A 23939-nucleotide genomic window follows, 5' to 3' on the forward strand; every position below is an offset into this window, starting at 1 on the left:
TTACTTCCTCCTTTTTGCAATATCTCCAAGTTTATTAAGCATTTCTAATATATCATCTCTATCTCCACCAGCATCTCTTACTTTTTTTAGGTTATCAACAACATTTCTAAGCGCTTCAATACCATGCTGACCTTTAACCCTATTGGGAGCCCAAACAAGATTTTCAAGTCCTAAAATCGGATCAATATCATATTCCTTTAATATCTCTTGCCCCTCTTTAACTAATTCTTTTTGGGCTTTTCCATTTCCCTTTTTAAATACAATATGATGCGCATGCGGATCATACATATCTTTTGGAGGATCTCCTATATTCTTTTTTAAATAAGCTCCATAATCAATTTTGTCTACATCCTTAGTAACCTTACCCGTACCCTTAACCCCACCACTCTCCAAATTCGAGATCTTACTCTGAATACTCGCCTTTGAGGCATCATGGGCTTCTTGGAATTTCCCGCTATAGTTCGTTCCAGATCTAGCGACACTTCCATCGAGCATTATTTCTACACCTTTAAAGATTGGGGATACGGAGTCCACACCTTTTGCTAGTTTAATTTCAATTATATAATACTTGTAATTTTTGTTAGCCTGAATTCACAAAAAATAATTTCTAAAAATTTACAGCATGTTTATCTATTAAAAAAGCACTCGTTGCCTTTCGTAGACAATCAAGTGCTTTAAGTTCATATGTTTTTAAGTAGCATAAATTTGTAAGATTTATAAGATCTGTAAGTTTGGTATTAACAGTACGACACCTTTTATATGTCATGACAACTACTACGTTAAAACTTACGAGTTTCTATCAGTTCGTTAGTTTAATATGCATTCCATGTGTTTTGAAGTATGCACTTTTTAATAGCCTATTCTTTTTTTCCACTGCAAATACACTTTATTTTCTATTCATCTACATATATGATTGTTACCTTTAACCAAGCACCACATTTTTTAGCATTCTCATATATAAAGTATAGTTTTAGCATTTATAAAGTTACTGTAATCCATTTCGTATATTTGCTTAATATCTTAAATTATTAATTACAACATATAAAAGTTGGTAATTAAGGATTCTTCAATCCATTAATAAAATCCTTAAAGCTATCAGCTATTTTATACGTATTTTCTTCTTCACTAGACTGTGGAAAATAAAAAGAGTGATCCCAATAATATACACCATGGTTTTCAGTATCTGTAATAAGTACAATTAACCCTGAACTCGGATCATCTCCTATGATTAAACTGGTCGGTAACATATCTTCTTCAAACTCTTCATAGCATTCACTTAAATCAAAAGTTTTTTTTACACCTATACCATACAAAACATCTAAAGGGATTTCCTGATTTAATTCTTTAACAAAAAATTTACTATACCTAACTTTCGAAGTACCTCCGTTATATTCACTTAAAAATTTTTTATAATCTTCCGGAAGTAAAAATCCTAAAAACTCTTCTAATTCTTCAATTGATTCTTCAGTTGCTTTACCAAAAGCATTTAAATTCATTTATTTCACTCCTATTTAATCTTTTAACTTCTTAGCTAATGACATTCCACCCATATGTCGAAATCTTCTATGCATCTCTTTACTAACTTCTTGCATTGTTGTTAAATCTTGATGATGGTGCCATGTGTTTTCATCTAATTTTGGTCCATTTGGAGCTAATTCATCAGCTTTAGCAAAATCAATGTCATATCTATTAAATTCACCTATCGGAACTTCTTGTCTTACCAACCCAGCAGATTTAAAGTCGGGAAAACCACCAGGATAAGAAACTCGATTTGGAGGAATCTCCCAATCAATATAAGTCCATATTCCTTCCTCACTAATTTCGATTTTCCCACCTTTTTTCTGCCATTTTTCAGGATCTCTAGAATATAAGGGTTTAGTAGATAATTGTTCCTCTGTAAATTTCACTATTTCTGGATTTTTACCCGTACCCTTAACCCCACCACTCTCCAAATTCGAGATCCTACTCTGAATACTCGCTTTTTAGGCATCATGGGCTTCTTGGAATTTCCCGCTATAGTTCGTTCCAGATCTAACGACACTTCCATCTGGCATTATTTCTACACCTTTAGCGAATGGGGTTACGGAGTCCACACCTTTTGCTAATGTATTTTCAATTATATAATACTAGCAATTTATGTTAGCCTTAATTCATAAAAAATTACTTTTTATAAATTCAACCCAAGTTTCTCGTTACCACATTTCTATATTATCTCAATCGTATCTTTTAAAGCTTCATTTACATTAATAGCCTTTTAAATAAAAAAACTGAAAGAGGATTTATCCACCTTCCAGTTTCTTCGTTCATTATTCTATCGGCCCCATAAATTGAGTAATTAAATAAACATGCTCGATAAGTTTGACTTTTTGTAAATTTTCTACTTTTTCTGGTCCACCTAGTGCAAGTAAAGGTGTGTAACCAAAACATTCATCTATTTCAAGCTTTCCGTATTTATTTAATGCCTGCTGATAATGCTTCCAATCCAATACTTTCTCTAAAAAATAATCATCTTTCGTATTTTTAAAGAAAAACTTGAATTTTCCAGCTACTACATCTACCGTACCTTTTCGATACTTAAGTAATAATAAATAGTTATTTTCCCACACAAGAATATCTCCCATACCTGTTGTAAAAATTGGGATAGCTTCTTCATAACGGATATAACTTTCCTTTAATATATCTAAATATTTTTCTGGGTTTATTGCTCTTAAGTATCCATTTAACATACTCCCAAACCCATAGCATTTCCATAAATCTATTATTTGATCTGGAACTTTCCCTGTATACTTTTCAATAACCTCTGTTGATGGTTTTTCGAAAGATATAAAATCATTTATATTTTCCATAGTATCCCCCTACTCCGATTTCAATCTAACATTAAGATATGTCAATTTTTTTCTTCCTCTGATAAGGTGTCAGCAACTCGTCTAATTTCCTTATCCACATTACCAATCCTGCTTTTCCACTGCGAACCTATTGATGAATTAATTCTAGAATCACCCATGCCAGTTATTTTTAATGGATTTCCACCCGCAATTTGATCTGGGTCATGTAATGCAGCTTTATCCTTTATCCACTTTAAAGCTTGCTCTTCTGCTTCCCTAAATGAAAAACCTTCTTCCATAAATTCATCAATTTTATCTTGCACAGCTTGTTTTCGTGTTAATCTTTGAGCTGAATTTGCTTGTTTTGATCTCCCATATTTTAAAAATTGGTTCCGATTCTAAATAAACTCATAAACTGTCAATTTTCCCAGTCCATCTTCTTGGTTTTTTAATTGTCGTATAAACTCATCTTCATTATGTTTCCGATTACGTTTAAATTCGATTCCAATTTCGTCAGTACGCGAGCTATTATTACCCACTCCGCTAGTTTTATTACTTCCTTCTAATTTACTATGCCCATGAGCAAGTTGATAAGCGTCATCCTTAGTTACCGTACTTGCCTTTGAAAACTTTCCAGTTACTTCTCCAACAGTTGAAGGAAGCTTCACTCCTATTCCAGTATCCACCATCCTAACCGTTACTGGAATAGGAGTATTTTTCATAGCATCTAGTGCATTCTTTAAAGTCTTATTTTCCCTAGGCGATTGTACCACATTATTTCTACGCTAAAACACAAAAAAGCACTTGTTGCCTCAAATAGACAATCAAGTGCTTTAAGTTTCATCTGTTTTTAAGCAGCATAAATTTGTAAGTTTTGTAGTAACAGTATGACACCGTTTATATGTGGTAACAAGTACTAAGTTAAAACTTACAAGTTTGTACGAGTTCGTTAGTTTAACTACTTTCTTTCGTTGAACTACTAAAAGAAAATTTCTATTTTCAATAAAACTACATTCTCGAACTGTAATCAATTGTAAATACCTTTTTATCATCTGATCCTTGAATTCAAATAAAAAGTTTTTAATAGAAATAAAAAAGCGCTTGTTGTCTTTCGTAGACAATCAAGCGCTTTAAGTTCATTTGTTTTTAAGCAGCATAAATTTATAAATTTTGTAGTAACAATATGAAACTTTTTATACTTCATAACAAATACTCTCTAAAAACTTACGAGTTTGTACGAGTTCGTTAATTTAATATACATTCCATGCGTTTATATTCATCCCACAGTAAAATGTCATCTCGCCTAAGCTCGTACTTCTTTTTCTATTCTATCCTTGCACGTAATACTCTATTTAAAGCAGTTACATAAAAACCTTGATAAGTATTCAACTTATCAAGGTTTTAGCTCTATAACTTATAATTTTCCCATAGTTTTTTTCTCATTATATGTGTCTCTAAATCTGCTAATCTAACAGGTATGGGTAACCGACTTTCTTTATTAATAAGCCTCATGACAATTTCAGTACTTGTCTCTAAATCAATCCAGTTACCACATGAAATAAAAATGGGTTTTACACTTTTGGTTGTTCTTAAAGCTCGACCATATATTTCATTATTAATGATAATATCCGTATACGATCCCTCTTGATTTTCAGGCATAGTAAAATCTACACCTTTAATCTTTAAATAACTTTTCGCTACACCAATTGTTGGTTTATTTAAATAGAAAGAAGCATGTGTTGCAATACCCATGTGTCGATAATGCAAATAACCATTCCCATCAAACATATAGATATCTGGTTGCTTAGTTAGTTTTTTTGCTGCAGCTTTAATTAAAGGTAACTCACGAAAAGCAAGAAAACCTGAAATATACGGAATTGTTATTTCTCCATAACTGTACACTTTTTCAACAACTTCATGTGTACTAAAATCAATGACTACAATACAGCATGTACCATACGTTTTACCATTTAATTCCCAATACGCTAAATCTACTCCTGCAACAAATCGTATTTCTTCTAATTCAAAGGTATTTCTAAGTTGTACTTTTGGTAAGAATGCACGCTGCTCATTTTTAAATTCCTCTATTAAAGGTTTTAATTTAGAATTATCCATTGCAATCACAGCGTAAATTTTTTTCAATAAATAGTAAATTCTCTTTGGTTGATTCAAGATTTTGTTTTTTTATATATTCTTGTTGATCCCACTCAGCGCAACATAAACATATCGCCGCATTTAAATTTCTCTTCATATTTCCCTCTCCACTTTCATACCAAATTTAGTGCATACCTCCTGTATGTCTTCTAACCATACTTCATTTAATGAATTACAACTCAACATTTCAACTGATTTTGTATAGTATTTACTTTATTATACTTTTGGCTCCCTACTGAATTTTTTAGCATATAATAAATCTGATTCACTTGGTTCTGTTTTTTGTTCTATAATATTCCCTTGTTCATCATACTTTTTAAAAGTCATCTCACGTCCGGCAATACATTCAGACTCATACTTTTTAGCCCTATTTTCAAAGAATTCAACCTGGTAGCCTTCTGCCGAGTTTTTATTCATATTTCCTATCCTTTTTATATTACCACTCGGATAAAATTCCACATATTTTCCTTGTTTAACACCATTTTCTACGTAGAAATAACTTTCTATATTCCCATTTTCATAAATATCGTAAGCTAATCCAGTAAATAATTTTTCTTTTCCATCATCAGTATACTCTACTATTCCTAAATCATAAGGCCCTCCGTATTCTAAGTACTCCTCAAACTCTAGGCCGTTCTGTATTATATATTCCTTCGTTAATATATCATTTAACATTTTTTGAAACCTCCGTGATTATTTCAAATTCATCTGTAAGATAAGCACAATGAGGACACCTTAGAAACATCATTCCAGCTGGTTTTGTTCTATTTTGACCCGTACGAATTACATTGATAACAAAATTATCCAAACCAGCACTTGGATTAGCCTTTAATGCTTTATTCAAGGCAATTACTTCAGCGTGTGAACCTGCACCTTTTGTAAATGTATATGAATCAATAACTTCTTGTGGCATAGAATCATATCTTGACTTTATTAAAGGATGGAAATCGGGCAATATTCCATCGTAGTCATTTATCGCATAATAAATTTTACCAGTTGTTTTATCATACACTCCAGCAAAGGCTGGACCAATTTTTTTCTTACTTATCCCCGTATCCTTTAAATTTTGCAATTCCTTAAGTGTTTCGCCGCGTAAGTTAATCCTATAATTCAATTCTTTCGAAGTAAATTTTCCATATTTATTACGTAAATAATCTATTCGACTATTACCCGTACCCTTAGCCACACTACCTTCCTTACTAACTCCTGAACCACCACTACCCTTAGCAAGTTGATAAGCATCATCCTTAGCTGCCGTACTTGCCTTTGAAAACTTTCCGGCTACTTCTCCAACAGTTGAAGATTCTATATAAGGAAGCTTCATTCCTATTCCAGTATCCACCGTCCTAACTGCTACTGGAATAGGAGTATTTTTCATAGCATCTAGTGCATTCTTTAAAGTCTTATTTTCCTTAAGCGATTGTACCACATTTTTACCCAAATTTGGATTAAAACCAGGCATTCCTTCTTTGAATTTTAATAATTTGGCTAAATCAGCTAATTCACTCGTGCCTTTGAATGCTTTTACTCCTTTTCCTAATAGCCCTACAGCTGGGATTGCATCTAATCCGCCAAAAATGATGTTTCCTGTTCGTTCTTCTTGGCTCAATTTCCGGTGTGTTCCCCAGTCTTCTCCGTCGATACCGCTTTTTATTTGTACAGCGCCGTATACAACTGCCGCAGCGGTTCCGAGTGGTGGACAAAGGATTGTTGTGATGATGATTCCTACGCCTATTCCTATGTCTCGCACCATTTCTAGTTTTTTCTGTTCATCTTCTATCGATTTGTATTCAAATCCTCGTGTGGATGGGACTACTTTCTTGTATTCTTCATAATTTAATTTTGCATCTGGATTTTGTTTTTTTAGTTCTTTGTATTCTGCCCTAAGTACGTTATCAAATGCAGGAGAATCTCTAAAAATATCTTCTACTGTTATTTTATCTTTCTTCTTCTGTATTGTTTGTGGTACACTTCCGTAGCCTGCATGCGCACCTGGTAATACTGTCGTTGTTGTAGAGCCAATTCGGTTATTTGTTTCAAAACTGAGAATAGATGTATCTCTCATTTTTTGAGCGAATTTATCCATTTCTACTAAAAAAGGTTTATCTATATGTTCAGAGACTAATCGCCCTGCTTCTCCGCAATATTTTTGTAATGTCGAATAGCTATCAAGTAATTCCCCGATTTTTTGCGATTGATCTTTAGGATTAAAATGTATACTACCATCCGAGTCTAAATCTCGTATTCTTCCATCAATTCTTTTTAATGATTCATTTGCTTCCCGTAATTTTATGAGTGCATCTTTTGTAATTCGATTCATACCATCCCCCATGTTTTGCCATGGTTCAGGTCTATATTTCACATCCATCTCGTTTTCATCCCCCCAGCCGTATGGTGATTTCTACAACTTACTTAATATTTCACGTAATTGTTCGTCCTTTTCAAGCATTTCTACACATACATTTCCTACAACTGTCGCTGACCTAGAATAGTGTTCAGCCAATTCTAGTGTTTTGTGTAATATATCAGGATATTTTTCAATTACTCTCATCGCTTCACCTTTTTGATAAAAATCACAGCTTAATAAACTCTCAATATTCGTTCCAATGACGTCTACATGGATTTTATATATATTTTCTAACTTCATTACTATATCAAGTAGTTCTTGAAAATTAACTAATACTTCTTCTCCACCACCAGAACCACTATCTCCCATTGATACTTGCATTATTGAATACCTCCTAACGAGAATTGTCTCGGGTCAATTAACTTTTTATATGGCATTTTTAACACGTCATACAATTTCTTATTAACCGCATAGAGGCTCACCCAGTCATATCGATTACGATCTACATCTATTTGAACGAAATCTTCTCCTTCAGTAAAATATAAGAAACATTCCCATTTTCCTCCTCTATTACTTCGAGGCCTCGTATACGTTTCTATCGCTATAACGTCTTTATTTGATAAATCTTTTTCCTCAAATGTTTGTTGTTCTGCCTCTGTCATTCTCTTTGAGAAAAATGTATCTTCTATTTCCCTCGGTTCTCTCAATAAGAAAGGAATGCGTGTTAATAATGAAAAATATACGTCCGGTTTTGGTATGTAGTCGATCTCGTATTTTTTATTTGGTTCTATTTCTGTCAATACAGCCACTCGGTCTTTATCCTCTTTTAAAAAGCCAATTAATACATTATTCATTCTCGTGTATTCATGACAATTTTCATATTCCTTTAATAGTTCAATTATTTGAAAAGCTGCAGGGGTAATTCCATTTTCACTTGTAAGTAGGCCTTTTTCTTTTAAACTCGTAGTTGCTTTCGTGACACATTCTGCATCAAGTAAAATAATTGCGTCACGGTTTGGCAATCCAAATATATCGGTAACCCCAGCTGCACCTGCGAGAACATATAATTCAGCAGGTGCAAAACTCATTTCTTTCCCCATTCTTTTATCCCTCGTTTCTCCATCACAGTTGTTTTATCTCCCTTACTTCCGATTTATCTCCGTACGTTTGAATGCTTTTATCTAACTCTTTCAAAGCTTTCGTATGTCCTTCAAATGCCTCTACCATTTCTGAATTATATTGAATGATCAAATCAAGATAACTTAAAAATGCATCTCTCGTTTTTCCATTCCATTTCGCACCTGTGACATATGCTTTTAAGTCTTTCGCTTGGTTTAAAGAATCCTTCATACCATTTTCAATGTTTTGTGCGTAAGAAATGGCACTTGCAGTGTTACTTCCTATAATTTCAACCTCTTTACCACTCATGTTGGTTCCCTCCATTCTTTGTATGCTTAATGGATAAGTTTTTCAAATTCCTTTTTCTTTTCTTCAAAAGCCTTGGTCGCTGCAGCGTATGCTGACGCTTTCTCCGATTCTGCTTTCGCTTTATATTCCAAATACTTTGCATAAGCTGTACTTTTTGCAGATCCAACATCGCTTAATGCACTTTTAAAATAGGATACTAATGTATGTAATTCTTCATCCTTTTCATGACGTTTTTGTTCAAATTCAACTGCCGGAATTTTATTAGCTTCTAAACCATTACTTTTACTCTCATAATCTCTCTTCGCTGATTCAGCATCTTGAATGAATTGCTTTAACTCTCTTTCTTTATCTTTTAAATAATCATGTAAATCATCATACCGATCTCGTTTCCTCGCACTTTCTGTAAAACCAGACGCATTTAAAAAAGCATTGTACAATTCATCTAACATCTTTCTCCCCCTTTAGCACAATAACTATGTAGTTAAATTCGTATATTTAAACATGAATATTCATTACATTAAGAATTAACAAATAATTATTTTTACATATTGCTATTTTATCAAAGGGATTTTAACATTTCCATATTTTATGAATGGCTTTCGCATTTTTCTTCAATAAAGTGAAACTTTAATCAATATGACTATGTATTTATTACCTTTTATCCAATTCATTCGTATTAAATCCTTGCTTGAGAGTAAGACCAATTCTTTCTTATTTCATAAACAACTATTTCTGGATAATCCCAATGAAGCGTACGAGTAGGCTCCCGGACTCGTTTTACTATTCCTTGGGCTGTTTTGTTTCTATATTCATTCCAATATTTTGGCTCAGTCGCTCTTAAAAGAACGATAGAAAAAGGATCTGATATGAATATCAGATCCTTAACTTTAATTTCTTAATACATACATCTTTTTACACGATAACTGGTTCGTACGTGCTCAAATTATCATACTCAGTTTTTACAATACTAGGTGGAATGTTAACACATCCTCAGATTCACCTTTTCTTGTAGCAGTGCATAATGTTTAATAAAATTAAAGCATATTTTTACTTACCAGACTTAATTTTTTCGTTATATTCTTCTAAAGTTAACCCTTTTTCTTTTAGATAAACGGCAACTTCTTTTCCTACATAACGATAGTGCCATGGCTCATACTTAATGCCAGTAATATTCTCTTTATCTTTTGGATAGCGGAGAGTAAACCCATATTCTGCAGCATTCTTATCTAACCATTTGAATGCATCGGTAGTTTCAAATTTTGCATTTAAATCTTCTACAGTATTTTGCCATTCAACTGAAATAATGTCTAACGCTAATCCAGTATGATGTTCACTTGCACCAGGATACTGAAGATATTCCAATGCCTTAGCACTAGCCTCTTTATCCGACAAGCCTTGAGATTTATAGCTTTTAACTGAAGCATCATAATAAGTTTGTTGTAATTTTATAGCTCGATAACCTGATCTTAAATAAAGATTGATTCCCTCTTTTTTTGCAGCTGCTACCATATCCTGATAGGAAGTTGCAATTCTACTATCTATTTTCATATTTGGCTTCGCATTTTGGGTGATACTTGTTAATTCAATTCCTAGTTCCTTTGATAACATATGCTCTCTATTTACAAGGATAATTCTCCAATCATTAACATCAGAGATAGGTAAAACATCTTTTTTCTTCGCATGTATTTCATTTTTATTTTTATCGTTATTATTAGTAGTTGCCTGAGATGTTTGCTTTCCACTACAAGCAGCAAGACTCCATCCCATTGCTAATACCAATGCTAAAATTATAAATTTTTTAATTGTATCTCATTCCCTTTTTGTTTATTAGTCTTTATACCAATTTCCCAACACGTCTCTAGGAATCTCCTTGAAATCCTTCAAAGAAACGGGACCGACAAATTTTTTAATTCCATGTTTTTTAGAATTTTCATCCGAATAATCTTTTAAAAATTGAATTTTAAATTGTTTCTTACCATCGGCATAGTCGGTTACTGTCGGTACGATTGCCGCTTGTCGTATACCAAAAGTCTTATCTTCATACTTAACAAATTGTACATAAGATAATCCTCCAACTAATGTTTCTAATTTTTCTTGCGCAGAAATAAGATTTCCAAGAGAATAATAGATTAGCGTTTCATGTCCATCTTTATTTTGTTTCCACTCAATTGGTTGAATTACATGTGGATGATTTCCAATTACTACATCTACACCTAAATCTGTTAAATATTGAGCAACTTCTTTTTGTTGCTTTGAAGGTGTTGAGGTATATTCTACTCCCCAATGCACCATAACAATCACCATATCAGAGCTACTCTTTGCCTTTTCCACATCATTTTGTATCGCTTTTTTATCAATTAAATTTAAAGCCCAAGACTTATCAGCTGGAATTTTAATTCCATTCGTACCATATGTATAATTTAGTAACGCAAAACGAATACCATTTTTTGTAATCGTTTTTATTTCATTACGCTCGTTTTTACTCTCATTAATACCTACCGGGATAACATCCGGATATTTCTTCCAGTATTCTCTTGTATTCGCAACACCTTTAATACCCATATCCATAGCGTGATTTGTCGCTTGCGTCACTATATTGAATCCAGTGTCCACTAAAGATTGGCCTACTTCTTCAGGTGTATTGAAAGTCGGATATCCCTGTACTTTTAAATTATTTCCGGCAATCGGAGTCTCCTGGTTCACTATAGCAAGATCACTTGATTTAACAGCTTTTTTGATATTTTCATAAATATAATTATAATCATATGAACCGTCTTTTTGTTTGCCATCTTTAATTACTGCGTCATGATATAAATTATCACCCGTAGCTATTAAATTCACAACCGATTGTACTTTTTTATCTTCCGTAAAATTAGGAGACTGTTGGATAGGACTTTTATCTACCCAATTCGGTGCTTTTAATGATGTATCTATATTGGATTCAGCCGGTGGTAACGAAGCTTTAGATGTCTTAACATCAGTATTACCACAAGCGGTTAAAAGCACTAAAAAAATAAGACATACTAAAAAAAACTTTTTACTTCTCTGTAAAGTATCTAACATGTGATCCTCTTTTCTGTTTTATTCCTTATAACCTGTTCTAACAAATCATTCTTTAAAAAAACGTATTTTGGTTTTACCCTTAATTATGGAAGGACACTCTATTACACCTGCTTCGGAATATACTAATAATTGTTTTCCGCTTTCTAGCAATCTATCGATTCCATCAGAAGTAATAGATTACTAGAAAAAGATGATCCATCAGGATGTCGACTAGTTTGATATACCTATTCCAATTGCAATAACTCGTTTAATATTTAAACAAGATAGGAGAATCGTTCATATAGCCTCTTCTCTCGCTTTATGTTTAAGGTGCCTCCAAAAAAGGGATCGTTGCTGTACCCCTTTGCATAGTGCGAAATTTTTGTAACTAATTTCTTTCATTCAAGCGACAAACATTATACCGATAACAATAAGTAAGACCCAAGAACTTATTTTACCAATATACGAAAAAAGTAGCAATCTTTTGTCCCATATAAAGAAGCCCATTAGGAGAAATGAACGAGAGATTCATTCTATTCAATTCCTTCATTGATTAATAAAAAAACAAGCCACCCAACTATTGGATGGCTCTATACTATAAAGAGAATTTGTTATTGGATTACTTCAATTTCCCTTCAAAAACAATCTTCCTACCGCACGGCTCAACTACTGTTTTGCCGTCTTTCTTTACTTCATGAAAGATTGGCTCTTCCATACGACGAGACGGAGCGTAGCCTTCTTGTTCCATACGTGCTAAGCAGTCTGTAATTGTTTCATTTTCAAGTACTTCAAATTTCTTTTTATTAGGTTGTTTTGTCATGCCCTAACCTACTTTCTATTTTTCTTGATGCAAATTGATTTTTCATGTAGACCATATATAACATTGCGAGAATTCCCATTATAATCATAACCGCAATAAAAAAGCTTGTATACTGTATTTTTTCTATAAATACGCCGCCTAATACAGGTCCCATAATACTTCCTAAACTAAAAGCGATTCCGGATAATATATTACCTGCCGGTAGTAAATGTCTCGGTAATAAATCAGTCATAAATCCAAGCCCTAAAGAGAAGCACGATCCAATAACCATACCCGCTAAAAGCATGCAGGCAAAGACGATCCAGTAATATTGATCAAATACGGCGGCAAGTAGAAAAATGCCCGTACTTATGCTAAACGTCCACGTTAATATACGGTCCCTTCCGTATTTATCACTCAATATACCGAGCGGAATTTGTGTAATAATACCCCCAACTGCAAATGCTGGTAATAAGAAGGATACATCTGAAACAGACCACCCTTTACGAAGTGCGTATACTGGTAAGTTACTGTTTAACATTGCTTCAAGTACGCCATATGCAAGTGGTCCTAGCAGTGCAATCCATCCTAATCCAACAACTTGTTTATAACGAGAAAATGATGATTCACTCTTCACTTCTCTTTCATCTTGCGCTGGGAATGCATTTTTTGTTGGAAGTAGTAAAAGCCAACCTATTAAACAAAGTAAAGTAGATATAATAAATGGCGTTGCAAGACCGTACTGCACAGTGCTTGCTAAATACGGGCCAACGGCAAAACCAATTCCGAAGAATACACCGTATATCGATACTTGTCTCCCTATTTTACTTGGGTCTGATGTTGTCGTGATCCACGTTTGTGTTCCGACATGAAGCATATGATCTCCGACTCCAACTAGAAATCTAAGGATAAACCATACCCAAAACGAAAATGTTTGTGTAAAAAAGAATAATGAAATAATAACGAGAAACCCACCTATAACAATAATCGGCTTCATTCCAAACCTTTGCATCGGTTTTTCAAGAAACGGCGAAATGACTAATATCCCAATGTACAATGCCGTCGCATGAATACCATTAATACTTGAACTAACCCCTTCTTGTTCAAAAATCATTGCAATGGCCGGTAAGAGCATTCCTTGTGATAAACCCGAGATTGCTACAATCCCAACCATAATCCAAAAAGTAAAACGCATTGACATCCCTTTCCCTCTCCTTCTCACGCTTCCACTTTTCATTATAAACTTTTTCTGCAAATGCGTGTACGAATATTCGCAATAAAAAACAAGCTAAAAGAATGAATCTTTTAGCTTGTTACCTTATCCTTCCCAAACTTGTGCTTTCACATTGTTATGAAATTGCTTAAAGTATGGATGTTTATAAAAAGCAGTTTCATATAAGTATTGCTGTGTGTTAGCGATTGGTGGCTGCGGATATTGCATTTGTAAAGGAACTACAGCTGGCGAAACTTGCATATACAGCGGGTTTATCATCATTTTTGTATATGCGTAATGATTATATGGCGAATAAGCGATGAAAAATGGTTGATGCATTGATAATCTCCCCTTTTACCTACAATGTTATAGTATATGCAATACCTTTCATTTCGGGGATTATTTCTGTTCTAACCAATTCTCTACATGTTTTATAAATACATCTAAACAATCAATAAACGGCGAGTGTCCGCAATCTTCTAATACCTTCAACTCTGCATTTGGCAAATGTTTCGCTAATTCCTCACCGACTACTTGGGGTACGACATAATCTCTATCACCTTGTATGACGAGTGTTGGCGCTTTAATACGATGAATTTGCTTACTTCCCTCTACAACCCCATTATGTTCATCTGAAATATTAAATGTAATGAGCGCATAATTCACATCTACGAAATTACGTTGCGTTAACATATCATCTAAATACTTTTCATAACGGTCCGGTTCAGGTTGGTTATGCGTATATATTAATAGATTCCATACTGTACGGTAATATAGTTTGTTCATATTTTTTATCGCGTCTAATACTGGAGCGATTTGTACTGGATCTTGTGCAATTTCTTCTTTCGTCTTTACTAAACTTGATACAATCGGCTGCCCATTCGTATCTTTTTTAAAGATTGGGTAACCTTTCATTCCTACTGATTCTACTAAAATTAACTTTTCTACAAAAGTTGGGTGATTCGCTGTAAATTGCATCGCAACGCCACCACCCATTGACCAGCCCATTAATGAGAATTTCTCTAGCTTTAACTCGTCGATAAATAATTTTACATCTTCTGCAAAGTCTTGTAATGAATCTATCGATTGATTATACGTTGATTGTCCAAATCCTCTTAAATCAAGAGCGTAAATATGATATTGATTTTGCAATTTTTCAATGACTAAATCCCAATGTTGTGACGATGTCATGTTCCCGTGAATGAGTACAAGAATATCTGTATTTCGCCTTCCAACTTCCTGATATGCAATCGTTTCTCCGTTCGATAGTGAAACAAACTCCATTGTTGCAGGCTTAATCATCACAAGTTCCCCCATTCTATTTAATAGAAAGAAAATTCTTTACTTAATTAAAGAATAGCACGTAGAATGTACGTTCGCAACATAAAACCTATAAGAATTTTTTACATAAATCAACATGTCTATTACTAGACAATTATTATAAAAAAGTATATAGTTAGCTAGGTAACTAATTTGAAAGGATCAAAATACATGGACGAAAAACAACATTTTTTTCACATCGTCAGCCAGACTTCTCGAAAGTTTACGAAGAAATTTAATGAACGTGTATCTCCAACAGGGTTATTTAGTGCGCAATGGGCTGTTATTTTCCGCATTAATCAAACTGGTTCTTGTACGCAAACAGAATTGTGCCAGTATTTAAATGTTGAATCACCAACGATGACTCGTACGTTAACACGTATGGAAACGATGGGATGGATTATTCGTACAGAAGGTAAAGATCGCCGTGAGAAGCTCATTTCTTTATCCGAAACAGCGATAAAGATGATTCCAATATGGCAAGAAGAAGTTGATACTTTCGAAGAAAAAACGCTAGAAGGTATTAACGAGGATGATTTACATCAAGCATTTCAAGTGTTACAACAAATTATTAAAAATTTAGATTAAATTGGAGGGATGACGATGCAAAGTGAGAAACTTTGGACGAAGGATTTCCTCGGAACTTGTTTTAGTAGTCTATTTCTCTTCTTAACATTTTACATGCTTATGACTACTCTGCCTGTCTATGTAATAGACGGCCTAAAAGGAAAACCTGAGGAAATTGGTTTAGTTGCAACTGTGTTTCTTATTTCTTCTGTTTTATGTAGACCATTCACAGGAAAATGGCTCGATGATTTAGGAAGAAAGAAAATATTATTTATTTCACTTTCATTATTTTTAGCCGCTACTGTTATGTATTTCGGTGCGCAAAGTTTATTCTTATTACTTGCCCTTCGCTTCTTACACGGTATTGGGTTCGGGATGGCAACGACAGCTACTGGTACGATCGTAACTGATGTTGCGCCAGCTCATCGACGAGGCGAAGCACTTGCATATTTCGGCGTATTTATGAGTCTGCCGATGGTAATTGGTCCTTTTTTAGGTTTAACAATTATTTCTCATTTTTCGTTTACTGTGTTATTTATCGTTTGTTCCGTATTTTCATTACTTGCATTTTTATTAGGACTACTTGTAGATATTCCACACGAAGCACCTGTTAGCAAACAAAAACGTGAAAAAATGAAATGGAAAGACTTAATCGAACCATCTTCTATTCCAATTGCACTTACAGGATTTGTTTTAGCCTTTTCTTATAGTGGTATTTTATCCTTTATTCCTATTTATGCGAAAGAACTCGGTTTAAGTGAAATTGCAAGTTACTTCTTTATTTTATACGCACTTGTTGTTGTCATTTCTCGTCCATTTACAGGAAAGATTTTTGATCGCTTCGGTGAAAATGTACTCGTTTACCCTGCTATCATTATTTTCACAATCGGAATGTTCATATTAAGCCAAGCACAAACTTCATTTTGGTTCCTTGGCGCAGGTATGCTAATCGGTTTAGGTTACGGAACATTAATTCCGAGTTTCCAAACGATTGCGATTTCTGCCGCTCCAAACCATAGACGTGGTTCTGCGACAGCTACGTATTTCTCATTCTTTGATAGTGGTATTGGCTTTGGTTCTTTCATTTTAGGTATTGTCGCAGCGAAATCCAGTTATCATAATATGTATTTTATCGCAGCTATTATCGTTGCGTTCACTTTACTTTTATATTATGGATTACACGGACGAAAACAAAAATTCAAGAAACAACCTACAGACGGAAAAATTTCCGCTTAACGTTAATAAGGAAAGTAAACTTCCCCGTTTACTTTCCTTATTTTGTATTTCTTTCAAGACGAGCGTATACTTATAGTAGAAATAAAAAGGAGGGCCATATATGAAACTAAAAAAATCTCCCCTACTCTTACTTATACTAACATTCATATTTGTAATTACAGGGCTTGGGTTTACTTACTTCAAACAAAATAAAACGACCCCATCAAAACATAATGTGACAAAAGAAAACTGGTTAAATGACCCTTACTTACGTTGGTCATATACCCATATGAAAGAATTCACTTTAGTTAATAACGTAAAAAACAATCCTGACCAAATTGCTCACTTCCCTTCCGCATTGCAAAACTTAGACGATTTTGCTGTGGAGCGTAGATTCGGAAATACAACTCCTCTAAAAAAACTTTTAGACGATAACAAAACAGATGCTTTTGTCGTTGTACATAATGGACAACTTGTTTATGAACGATATTTCAATGGGTATAAACAGAATGAACCTCATGGTATGGCATCATTAGCAAAAGTCTTTACCGGGGCGATTATACAATCTCTCGCTGAAGAAACACGTATTGACTTAGAAAAAACAGCTGACACTTACATAAAAGAATTAAAAAACACACCGTTCGGTAATGCCACACTTCAGCAATTAATGGACATGCAAGTGTCAGCAGAATACCCGACCCACGGGTATGAGCAGCCTGGGCTAGAAAATCAAGATGCACAATTATATTTAGCTAGCAATATTTTACCCCGCGGCAAAAACTACGACGGTCCGATGAAAATTTATGATATGTTACGAGAAGCCGAAGAAACTGCACCGCCTGGTTCTTCCTTTTCTTACAATAACGGATCAACAGAAACGCTCGCTTGGATTATTAGAACTATTACTGGTAAATCACTAGCTGAAAATGTAAGTGAACGAATTTGGTCTCAAATTGGTATGGAAGAAAACGCGTATTACGTTACAGATGAAACAAAAGTAGAACAAGCTAGTGCTGGATTAAATGCAACTGCTAGAGATATGGCGAGATTCGGGCAATTACTATTAAACAACGGGGAATATAATGGAAAACAAATTCTCCCTTCTTCTATTACTGAAGATATAAAAAATGTCCAAGAAGGTGAACTTGCAATTGGCCCTGGAGCTTCCATTTCTTATCATAATCAATGGTGGATTCCGCACAATGAACAAGGTGCTTTTGAAGTGTTAGGTAGTTACGGACAAACACTTTACATCGATCCGAAAGCAAATATGGTAATCGTTCATTTCTCTTCTAACGCAACGCCAAGTAATGAAATACATTCGGTTTACTCAAATATGTATGTTGATATTGCACATTATTTAGAAAAGCTTCCACAGTAGTGGAAGCTTTTTCTTGTTGGGATATTTTATTTATACTCCTACATATTAGAAGATACTGAAAGAATAACTGCTTAAAACACGCCTATCAAAATTTATATAAGCAGTTTACATGTTTAATTAAGTGTTTAACTAATACATCCACACCTTTTGGAGAATTCGTTAAAACACTTCCCTTACAAAGATTGTCTGTTCATATTGGTCGAAAATTTCTTCTATAGATGAAAATAAAGTTTCTTCCGGGATGATGAACTTTATTTTTTGACCATTTTTTAACATAAAGGAAATTGTTCCATTATCATTAAAACCTGTATGAAACGTTCCTCGTTTATTTAATACTACCTCTTCAATTGTATTTATTTCAATTGAAAAGTTATTCTTTAATTGCAAGAGTTCATGTACATCGCCAGTATGTATTTTTGTATCTATTTCAGTTTCTAAGTTTAATTGTTTTTTCTCAATTTTTTTGAACCAGAGCAAAAACAATAGCTCTGAAATACCAGGTAATTGTTTTTTATAAGCATGTCGACTATGAAACTGTCCGCCAATCTTTATAAAATATATACAGTCACCTGTAATAAAAACTTTATAATACATATCTGCCGTAAACATTTTAGGCTTTAAAAGATAAAAACTTTTGATCATAATTCCCCCATCAATTTTAAATGTATTTGTATAAACATTTTTAGCTAGATTTGTGCTAAAACATATTTCTCATGTAATGCAACACTATTGTATTGAATCTCCTCTCCCTTTGCAACAGTTGCTTTAAAGCCAGCTAGTAACCTTTCTCTATACTATCCCTATAAGTGCTACCCCATTTCCAACCGTTTTCTTCTAGTATATTAAAAGCAGAATCTGATACAAGGCTCTATATCAACCTATCAATAAATTACCACCCTATAAATATCTGAATTTTCTTTATATTGGAGGTTATCTCCTAAACAACCTCGAATAATTGTAATACATATACATAAGGAGGGTGATCTATTTTGTTTCGTTCCTTTACAAATGGTTGCGTCGCCTTGGTGCAACGCTTCTTGCCAGAACCGTTTATTTTATCATGTTTACTAACTGTTTTTGTTATCTTCTTTGGTATGTTTGCGACTCACCAAACCCCTGTAGAAATGATTAATCACTGGGGTAATGGAATTTGGGGACTCCTCGCCTTTTCTATGCAAATGGCACTTGTACTCGTGACTGGATCTGCTTTAGCAAATGCTCCTCTTATTAAAAAGGGATTAACGAAAGCTGCCAGACTACCAAAAACGAATGGACAAGGCATTATTGCCATTTCAATTGTAAGTTTACTTGGTGCATACATAAACTGGGGCTTTGGAATTGTTGTATCTGTTTTATACGCAAAAGAAGTGGCAAGGCAGCTGGACGGATTAGATTATAGACTAGCAATTGCCTCTTCTTACTCTGGATTTCTCATTTGGCATGCGGGTCTTTCTGCCTCTATCCCTCTTACGTTAGCAACAGGCGGTGAAACGTTAATTAAAACGACTGCTGGAAGTATTAAAGAGGCGATTCCAATAACAGAAACGTTATTCTCACCATACGCTCTCGTTCCAGTTATTATTTTTCTCATTACGATGCCTCTCATTAATAAGGCGATGCATCCAGATGAAAAACATACGATCACTGTAGACCCTAGCGTGTTCCATGAAGAAGCCGCTGCTCAAGAAGTAGAAAAAAATACATTCGCTGAAAAGATGGAAAATAGCATTATTATTACACTTTGCGTTGGATTGTTAGGTCTCATTTATATTTTCAATTACTTTTATACGAAAGGTTTTAACCTTACTCTCGATATCGTGATTTTTATGTTATTAATTGCAGGTCTTATTTTCCACAGTACTCCGATTCAGTATATTCGCGCTTTTTCAGACTCTACGAAAAGTGCTTCTGGCATTTTACTTCAATTTCCGTTTTACGCAGGAATTATGGGCATGATGATTGGAGCAAATAGTGAAGGACTTTCACTTGGAGGAGCTATTTCTAATTTCTTTATTAGCATTTCAAATGAAACGACTTTTCCGCTCTTTACATTTTTAAGTGCTGGCATTGTTAACATTTTCGTTCCATCTGGCGGCGGTCAATGGGCTGTGCAAGCACCAATTATGATTCCAGCTGGCGCTGAACTTGGTGTACCTGCTGCAAAAACAGCAATGGCAATTGCATGGGGCGATGCTTGGACGAATTTAATTCAACCTTTCTGGGCATTACCAGCATTAGCGATAGCTGGTTTAGGTGCTCGTGACATTATGGGATTTTGTGTTGTGAACTTACTATATGCGGGTTTTATCATTAGTCTATGCTTCTTATTTATTTAAACGAAAAGCTAGTTTTATACTAGCTTTTTTACATAATAAATCATTTATTTCCCATGCAATTTATAACTGTATTCCACTCTATGTCCTTAAGATATAATGCCTCAAATGCAAAAAAATCTTCGCAAATTTTTCCGATCAAGTGTGGATGTTCACTCAAAAAATTCCACTGTAACGCTTTAGGAAGAAAATATGTTTCATATTCTTTACTTCCCCGTACTACCTCATCAACTTCTCTTTCACAAATTCCTCTTATCAAGTAGTCATTTCTTAACTCTATTTGAATTTGCTGAAATGTTTTACTACATTTTTTCAATTGAAGTAAACACGTAACATACTTCCGAAAAAGTTCGCCGTCATACTGAATACAGTTTATAATACGGTCGACTTCATTCATAATGTACGAGCCTTTTCTTCTATTTGTAATAACCATTTTTCACGCTTTGATACTTTACTCGTTTTCACAGATTGAAACACTGAACGTTTTATATCGCGAATGCCACAAAAACGTAAAACACCTCTCTTCATCATAATCCAATCTGCTGATCGATATAACAATGCGACGTACCATAGAGGCGAGTCTAACGTATTAATAACCCACGCTTTTTTCCCTTGCAATAATCCTTTCGGCAGAGCCCCTTCATATTTATAAGCAAATCCAGCTACGAAAATACGATCGATAAATCCTTTTAAAATTGCTGGCATCCCCCACCACCATATTGGATAGATGAATAGAAGTGTATCTGCTTCTTCTACTAACGTTCTGTACCGAGCTGTTTCTTCTTCATTTACTAAATCACGTCTTTTCTTCTCTTCATTAAATACGAGGACTGGATTAAATTGTTCTTTGTATAAATCAAGTACGGTAACTGAATGATTTGTTTCCTGTAGTCCTTTTTGTACATGATTGAAAATCGCCGCGTTAAAACTTGAAGGATTAGGATGAGCGTATACAATTAGTACGTTCACTACAAAACAACTCCCTCTATAAGTTAAAGTTACCCCTTCTTTAACAATTTCTCTACAATTTGTACGTTTTTCGAACTTTGCAACAATCGATTCAATAATATAAGTAACTCTTCTTTTTCTAAATCTTTCAGTTTCTCTTTAACTGCACTCTCACCAGCACCTTGAATATCATAAACAACTGCCGCCATATGTTTACAATAATTTTCATAGGGACACTCACAGTTACTTTCTGAAAAATCTTCGAGATCGATAACTACTTCATAATTCCCTGCATTACCCGTCACAAAAGCAAATACTTTATTATCATGTACTTCAACATCTTCTACATGCCCATCTTCATAATATTCATATCCTCTATCAATAATATATTTCGGAATATGCTTATATAGTTCTTTTATTAAATAAGCATACATAACAACACCTCTTCCTTTAATTCCCTTTTGACTTCCACAACCCCTGCATGTTATTCTAATAACTGTCAAATAGCAAGTCTATATGACAAAACGACTGACACCTATTCGGCGAAGGTGTCTCTTTTCATTTGCAGCCGATATGAATTGCCTCTTTCAGGCACATTCAATTTTTGACACTACACACTCAACACCATTCCCTGTATCAGGCTGCTTTAGCAGTCTTTTACTCTACATACTCCGTTATTTTAAGAAAAAAAGAGAGCTTAGCTCCCTTTTCTCGCCTTATACAATACCCCTTTTTCAGCATAGAGATATTCATCAGCTAATGTAATTTTCCCATCCAGTTTTAGTTCGTCTAATAATCTTGATAAATAAAATTGATGCAACATCTTTTTCGTGAATTTTCCTTCATGATGCGAAACGATATGTTCTTGAATATCTAACAATGATATTGGCTTATCTTGCTCTATCATATATTCATAAACTGTACTACGCAGTTTTACGTATTTTTCGAGTGTCACAGTAATGCGCAACCCCTTTCTTCTTAATATAAATTTTCGTAATCGGTTTTTTTGCAATAAAAAAACCTCTCCGATAAGAAGAAGTTACGTATATATCTTCGTCTTATCTCCCAGAACAAATATGTTCTGCTGGAATTAGCACCTGCATCGCGGTTGCTGGGTTTCATCGGGCCAGTCCCTCCACCTCTCTGGATAAGAAAATATTCACTTAATTCTTACTATACGTAATTCCACTTTAATTGTCAAACAAATATAATAAATATAACAAATTATATTTTCTTCCTTACTGTTCATACTACCCATATACGAACATGCAAGGAGGATTATGAAATGCATCAAAATGCTCGCGGATATGTACAAGATTCTTTTCAATCATTACAAGAAGCTAAAAATTGTTTAGAAGAAGCGCTCGAAACAGTTGAAAAAGATTTTAATCGTGCTCGTATTGAACAATCACTTTATGCTGTTGAACAAGCTATTCAACGTTGCGAGTACACCGTTCACATTTTAGAAAAAGATTAAAAACTTCCCATCAATTGATGGGAAGTTTTTTCAAATGGCATACTTCATAATTATTGCCGTTATGATTAAAAAATATACAGAATTAGCAATTTCTAAAATTCCTACTTTTATAATAGAAATTTTTTTGCCATACAACACAATTGCTCGAATGACACTTGGTATAAAAATAAGAGAACACCACGGATTAATCACAAATATGATTATCGTTAATACGATATGATATCCCCAAGATATAAGACGATACTTCGGGTTATTTTTTTCACGAATCATCGTTTTCACATAGAGCGTACTACCTAAAAAGTATAAAAATGAAATAAGTGCAATGAATAAAGCTGTATGATCGATTTGCTTCATTGAAAAGTAATAACTAATTAACCCACCGATACAAAACACAATGATTGCACAAATATCATTTAATAGTGCTCTTTCATTTTTTTGACGGGCGTAATACATATTCACTATAAATAATGGAATCATTACTATTAAGAATAAAAGAATTCGCCACTCATATAATAAAGAAATCGTCCCAAATAGGAACGCAATGCTGAAATAAACAATGGCAGCTTGTAAAAACTCTTTTTTTCGTCTTTGCTTTATGTACGTAAGAAATGGATACGTGGCTAAATAGATAAAGAACCACGCTAAAAACAATGGAATATGATAAATAGTAGGTTTTCCAAGTATGACACTTAATAAAAAAGGAATAACAAGCATAGCCCATGCACCATGTTGCTTCGGAATAACTAACTTCATTAACTATACACCTCCCTTTTGAAAGAAGTTCTCACCTACAATTATACAAATAATTTTATATAATAACGGATGTATATTAAATCGATTTTTTGACAAAAAAATGCTCCTTACAATATGTAAGAAGCATGAAAGAGGCA

The 23939-nt window shown here is 34.0% G+C and carries 28 protein-coding genes, 2 pseudogenes and 1 riboswitch; of the genes and pseudogenes, 5 read left to right on the forward strand and 25 right to left on the reverse strand.

Going from position 1 to position 23939, the window contains the following annotated elements; translation table 11 throughout:
* The 19 genes and pseudogenes from MHI26_RS16590 to phaZ all read right to left on the reverse strand — a co-directional run bounded on the left by MHI26_RS16590 (nt 1) and on the right by phaZ (nt 15110).
* Nucleotides 1–495 (reverse strand): AHH domain-containing protein, encoded by a 495-nt coding sequence (locus MHI26_RS16590; RefSeq protein ID WP_153588130.1) that lies wholly within the window; start codon nt 493–495, stop codon nt 1–3.
* A gap of 560 nt (nt 496–1055) precedes the next feature.
* Nucleotides 1056–1496, reverse strand: a complete 441-nt coding sequence (locus tag MHI26_RS16595; RefSeq protein WP_001052204.1) for an SMI1/KNR4 family protein — start codon at nt 1494–1496, stop codon at nt 1056–1058.
* A gap of 15 nt (nt 1497–1511) precedes the next feature.
* A pseudogene (locus tag MHI26_RS16600) lies at nt 1512–2093 on the reverse strand (HNH endonuclease).
* 213 nt (nt 2094–2306) lie between these two features.
* Nucleotides 2307–2846: a T6SS immunity protein Tdi1 domain-containing protein gene (locus MHI26_RS16605; protein WP_000427866.1), complete on the reverse strand. Its 540-nt coding sequence runs from the start codon at nt 2844–2846 to the stop codon at nt 2307–2309.
* A gap of 9 nt (nt 2847–2855) precedes the next feature.
* Nucleotides 2856–3601 (reverse strand): annotated as a pseudogene (locus MHI26_RS16610) (polymorphic toxin type 15 domain-containing protein); the annotation flags it as partial.
* Nucleotides 3602–4232: 631 nt separating this feature from the next.
* Nucleotides 4233–4940, reverse strand: coding sequence for an endonuclease V (locus MHI26_RS16615; protein WP_015382421.1), 708 nt, complete (start codon nt 4938–4940; stop codon nt 4233–4235).
* Nucleotides 4933–5076 (reverse strand): hypothetical protein, encoded by a 144-nt coding sequence (locus MHI26_RS16620; RefSeq protein ID WP_000828062.1) that lies wholly within the window; start codon nt 5074–5076, stop codon nt 4933–4935. The genes MHI26_RS16615 and MHI26_RS16620 overlap by 8 nt, the downstream gene beginning before the upstream one ends.
* A 119-nt stretch (nt 5077–5195) precedes the next feature.
* Entirely contained in the window at nt 5196–5654 is a 459-nt protein-coding gene (locus MHI26_RS16625; protein WP_000930862.1) for a toxin-antitoxin system YwqK family antitoxin, read from the reverse strand.
* Nucleotides 5644–7347 (reverse strand): YwqJ-related putative deaminase, encoded by a 1704-nt coding sequence (locus MHI26_RS16630; protein WP_061666581.1) that lies wholly within the window; start codon nt 7345–7347, stop codon nt 5644–5646. The genes MHI26_RS16625 and MHI26_RS16630 overlap by 11 nt, the downstream gene beginning before the upstream one ends.
* Nucleotides 7348–7380: 33 nt before the next feature.
* Nucleotides 7381–7707, reverse strand: a complete 327-nt coding sequence (locus MHI26_RS16635) for a hypothetical protein (protein WP_001198201.1) — start codon at nt 7705–7707, stop codon at nt 7381–7383.
* Entirely contained in the window at nt 7707–8426 is a 720-nt protein-coding gene (locus tag MHI26_RS16640; protein ID WP_000514121.1) for a DUF5081 family protein, read from the reverse strand. Before MHI26_RS16640 ends, MHI26_RS16635 begins: the two co-directional genes overlap by 1 nt.
* Before the next feature lie 22 nt (nt 8427–8448).
* Entirely contained in the window at nt 8449–8754 is a 306-nt protein-coding gene (locus MHI26_RS16645) for a WXG100 family type VII secretion target (protein WP_000014537.1), read from the reverse strand.
* Between the two features lie 26 nt (nt 8755–8780).
* On the reverse strand, nt 8781–9203 hold the full coding sequence (locus tag MHI26_RS16650; protein ID WP_000883455.1) for a hypothetical protein: 423 nt from the start codon (nt 9201–9203) through the stop codon (nt 8781–8783).
* Between the two features lie 598 nt (nt 9204–9801).
* Nucleotides 9802–10533 carry a M15 family metallopeptidase gene (locus MHI26_RS16655; RefSeq protein WP_000241986.1) on the reverse strand — a complete coding sequence of 244 codons (732 nt, stop codon included), beginning with the start codon at nt 10531–10533 and terminating at the stop codon, nt 9802–9804.
* 48 nt (nt 10534–10581) lie between these two features.
* Nucleotides 10582–11817, reverse strand: coding sequence for a CapA family protein (locus MHI26_RS16660; RefSeq protein ID WP_000887599.1), 1236 nt, complete (start codon nt 11815–11817; stop codon nt 10582–10584).
* Nucleotides 11818–12415: 598 nt separating this feature from the next.
* Nucleotides 12416–12616 (reverse strand): NETI motif-containing protein, encoded by a 201-nt coding sequence (locus MHI26_RS16665; protein WP_000166303.1) that lies wholly within the window; start codon nt 12614–12616, stop codon nt 12416–12418.
* Nucleotides 12600–13796, reverse strand: coding sequence for an MFS transporter (locus tag MHI26_RS16670; RefSeq protein WP_000062802.1), 1197 nt, complete (start codon nt 13794–13796; stop codon nt 12600–12602). The genes MHI26_RS16665 and MHI26_RS16670 overlap by 17 nt, the downstream gene beginning before the upstream one ends.
* A gap of 117 nt (nt 13797–13913) precedes the next feature.
* Nucleotides 13914–14147 carry a hypothetical protein gene (locus MHI26_RS16675; protein ID WP_000554162.1) on the reverse strand — a complete coding sequence of 78 codons (234 nt, stop codon included), beginning with the start codon at nt 14145–14147 and terminating at the stop codon, nt 13914–13916.
* Nucleotides 14148–14207: 60 nt separating this feature from the next.
* Nucleotides 14208–15110: an intracellular short-chain-length polyhydroxyalkanoate depolymerase gene (gene phaZ / locus MHI26_RS16680; RefSeq protein WP_000594888.1), complete on the reverse strand. Its 903-nt coding sequence runs from the start codon at nt 15108–15110 to the stop codon at nt 14208–14210.
* Between the two features lie 189 nt (nt 15111–15299).
* On the opposite strand from phaZ, the gene MHI26_RS16685 reads away from it, so the two are divergent.
* From MHI26_RS16685 to MHI26_RS16695, 3 genes are all read left to right on the forward strand, one after another.
* A complete protein-coding gene (locus MHI26_RS16685) occupies nt 15300–15716 on the forward strand; it encodes a MarR family winged helix-turn-helix transcriptional regulator (RefSeq protein ID WP_000343675.1) in 417 nt (138 codons plus the stop codon).
* Nucleotides 15717–15731: 15 nt separating this feature from the next.
* Nucleotides 15732–16931: an MFS transporter gene (locus MHI26_RS16690; protein WP_001190318.1), complete on the forward strand. Its 1200-nt coding sequence runs from the start codon at nt 15732–15734 to the stop codon at nt 16929–16931.
* 100 nt (nt 16932–17031) lie between these two features.
* Nucleotides 17032–18291: a serine hydrolase domain-containing protein gene (locus tag MHI26_RS16695; protein WP_061666582.1), complete on the forward strand. Its 1260-nt coding sequence runs from the start codon at nt 17032–17034 to the stop codon at nt 18289–18291.
* A 159-nt stretch (nt 18292–18450) separates the two neighbouring features.
* Here the strand turns inward: MHI26_RS16695 and MHI26_RS16700 are convergent, their stop codons facing one another.
* Nucleotides 18451–18933, reverse strand: a complete 483-nt coding sequence (locus MHI26_RS16700) for a hypothetical protein (protein ID WP_000597312.1) — start codon at nt 18931–18933, stop codon at nt 18451–18453.
* A gap of 347 nt (nt 18934–19280) precedes the next feature.
* Here MHI26_RS16700 and MHI26_RS16705 point away from each other — a divergent pair, with 347 nt between their 5' ends.
* Nucleotides 19281–20627 carry a short-chain fatty acid transporter gene (locus MHI26_RS16705; protein WP_000490012.1) on the forward strand — a complete coding sequence of 449 codons (1347 nt, stop codon included), beginning with the start codon at nt 19281–19283 and terminating at the stop codon, nt 20625–20627.
* 40 nt (nt 20628–20667) lie between these two features.
* Here MHI26_RS16705 and MHI26_RS16710 read toward each other — a convergent pair whose 3' ends face one another.
* The 4 genes from MHI26_RS16710 to MHI26_RS16725 form a co-directional block, all read right to left on the reverse strand.
* Entirely contained in the window at nt 20668–21021 is a 354-nt protein-coding gene (locus MHI26_RS16710) for a group-specific protein (protein ID WP_061666583.1), read from the reverse strand.
* Entirely contained in the window at nt 21018–21593 is a 576-nt protein-coding gene (locus MHI26_RS16715; RefSeq protein ID WP_061666584.1) for an NAD(P)H-dependent oxidoreductase, read from the reverse strand. Before MHI26_RS16715 ends, MHI26_RS16710 begins: the two co-directional genes overlap by 4 nt.
* Nucleotides 21594–21622: 29 nt before the next feature.
* Nucleotides 21623–22006: an SWIM zinc finger family protein gene (locus MHI26_RS16720; protein WP_061666585.1), complete on the reverse strand. Its 384-nt coding sequence runs from the start codon at nt 22004–22006 to the stop codon at nt 21623–21625.
* A 263-nt stretch (nt 22007–22269) separates the two neighbouring features.
* Nucleotides 22270–22527: a hypothetical protein gene (locus tag MHI26_RS16725; protein ID WP_000171476.1), complete on the reverse strand. Its 258-nt coding sequence runs from the start codon at nt 22525–22527 to the stop codon at nt 22270–22272.
* A gap of 100 nt (nt 22528–22627) precedes the next feature.
* Nucleotides 22628–22726, reverse strand: a riboswitch (SAM riboswitch).
* Nucleotides 22727–22857: 131 nt separating this feature from the next.
* Between MHI26_RS16725 and MHI26_RS16730 the strand changes: the two genes are divergently transcribed.
* A complete protein-coding gene (locus MHI26_RS16730) occupies nt 22858–23049 on the forward strand; it encodes a hypothetical protein (protein ID WP_000554032.1) in 192 nt (63 codons plus the stop codon).
* Nucleotides 23050–23079: 30 nt separating this feature from the next.
* Here MHI26_RS16730 and MHI26_RS16735 read toward each other — a convergent pair whose 3' ends face one another.
* Complete coding sequence (locus MHI26_RS16735) at nt 23080–23802, reverse strand: YwiC-like family protein (RefSeq protein WP_061666586.1); 723 nt, start codon at nt 23800–23802, stop codon at nt 23080–23082.
* Nucleotides 23803–23939: the final 137 nt, after the last annotated feature.

This window comes from Bacillus sp. FSL K6-1218, assembly GCF_038006445.1.
In the GTDB taxonomy this organism is placed as follows: Bacteria; Bacillota; Bacilli; order Bacillales; family Bacillaceae_G; genus Bacillus_A; species Bacillus_A thuringiensis_S.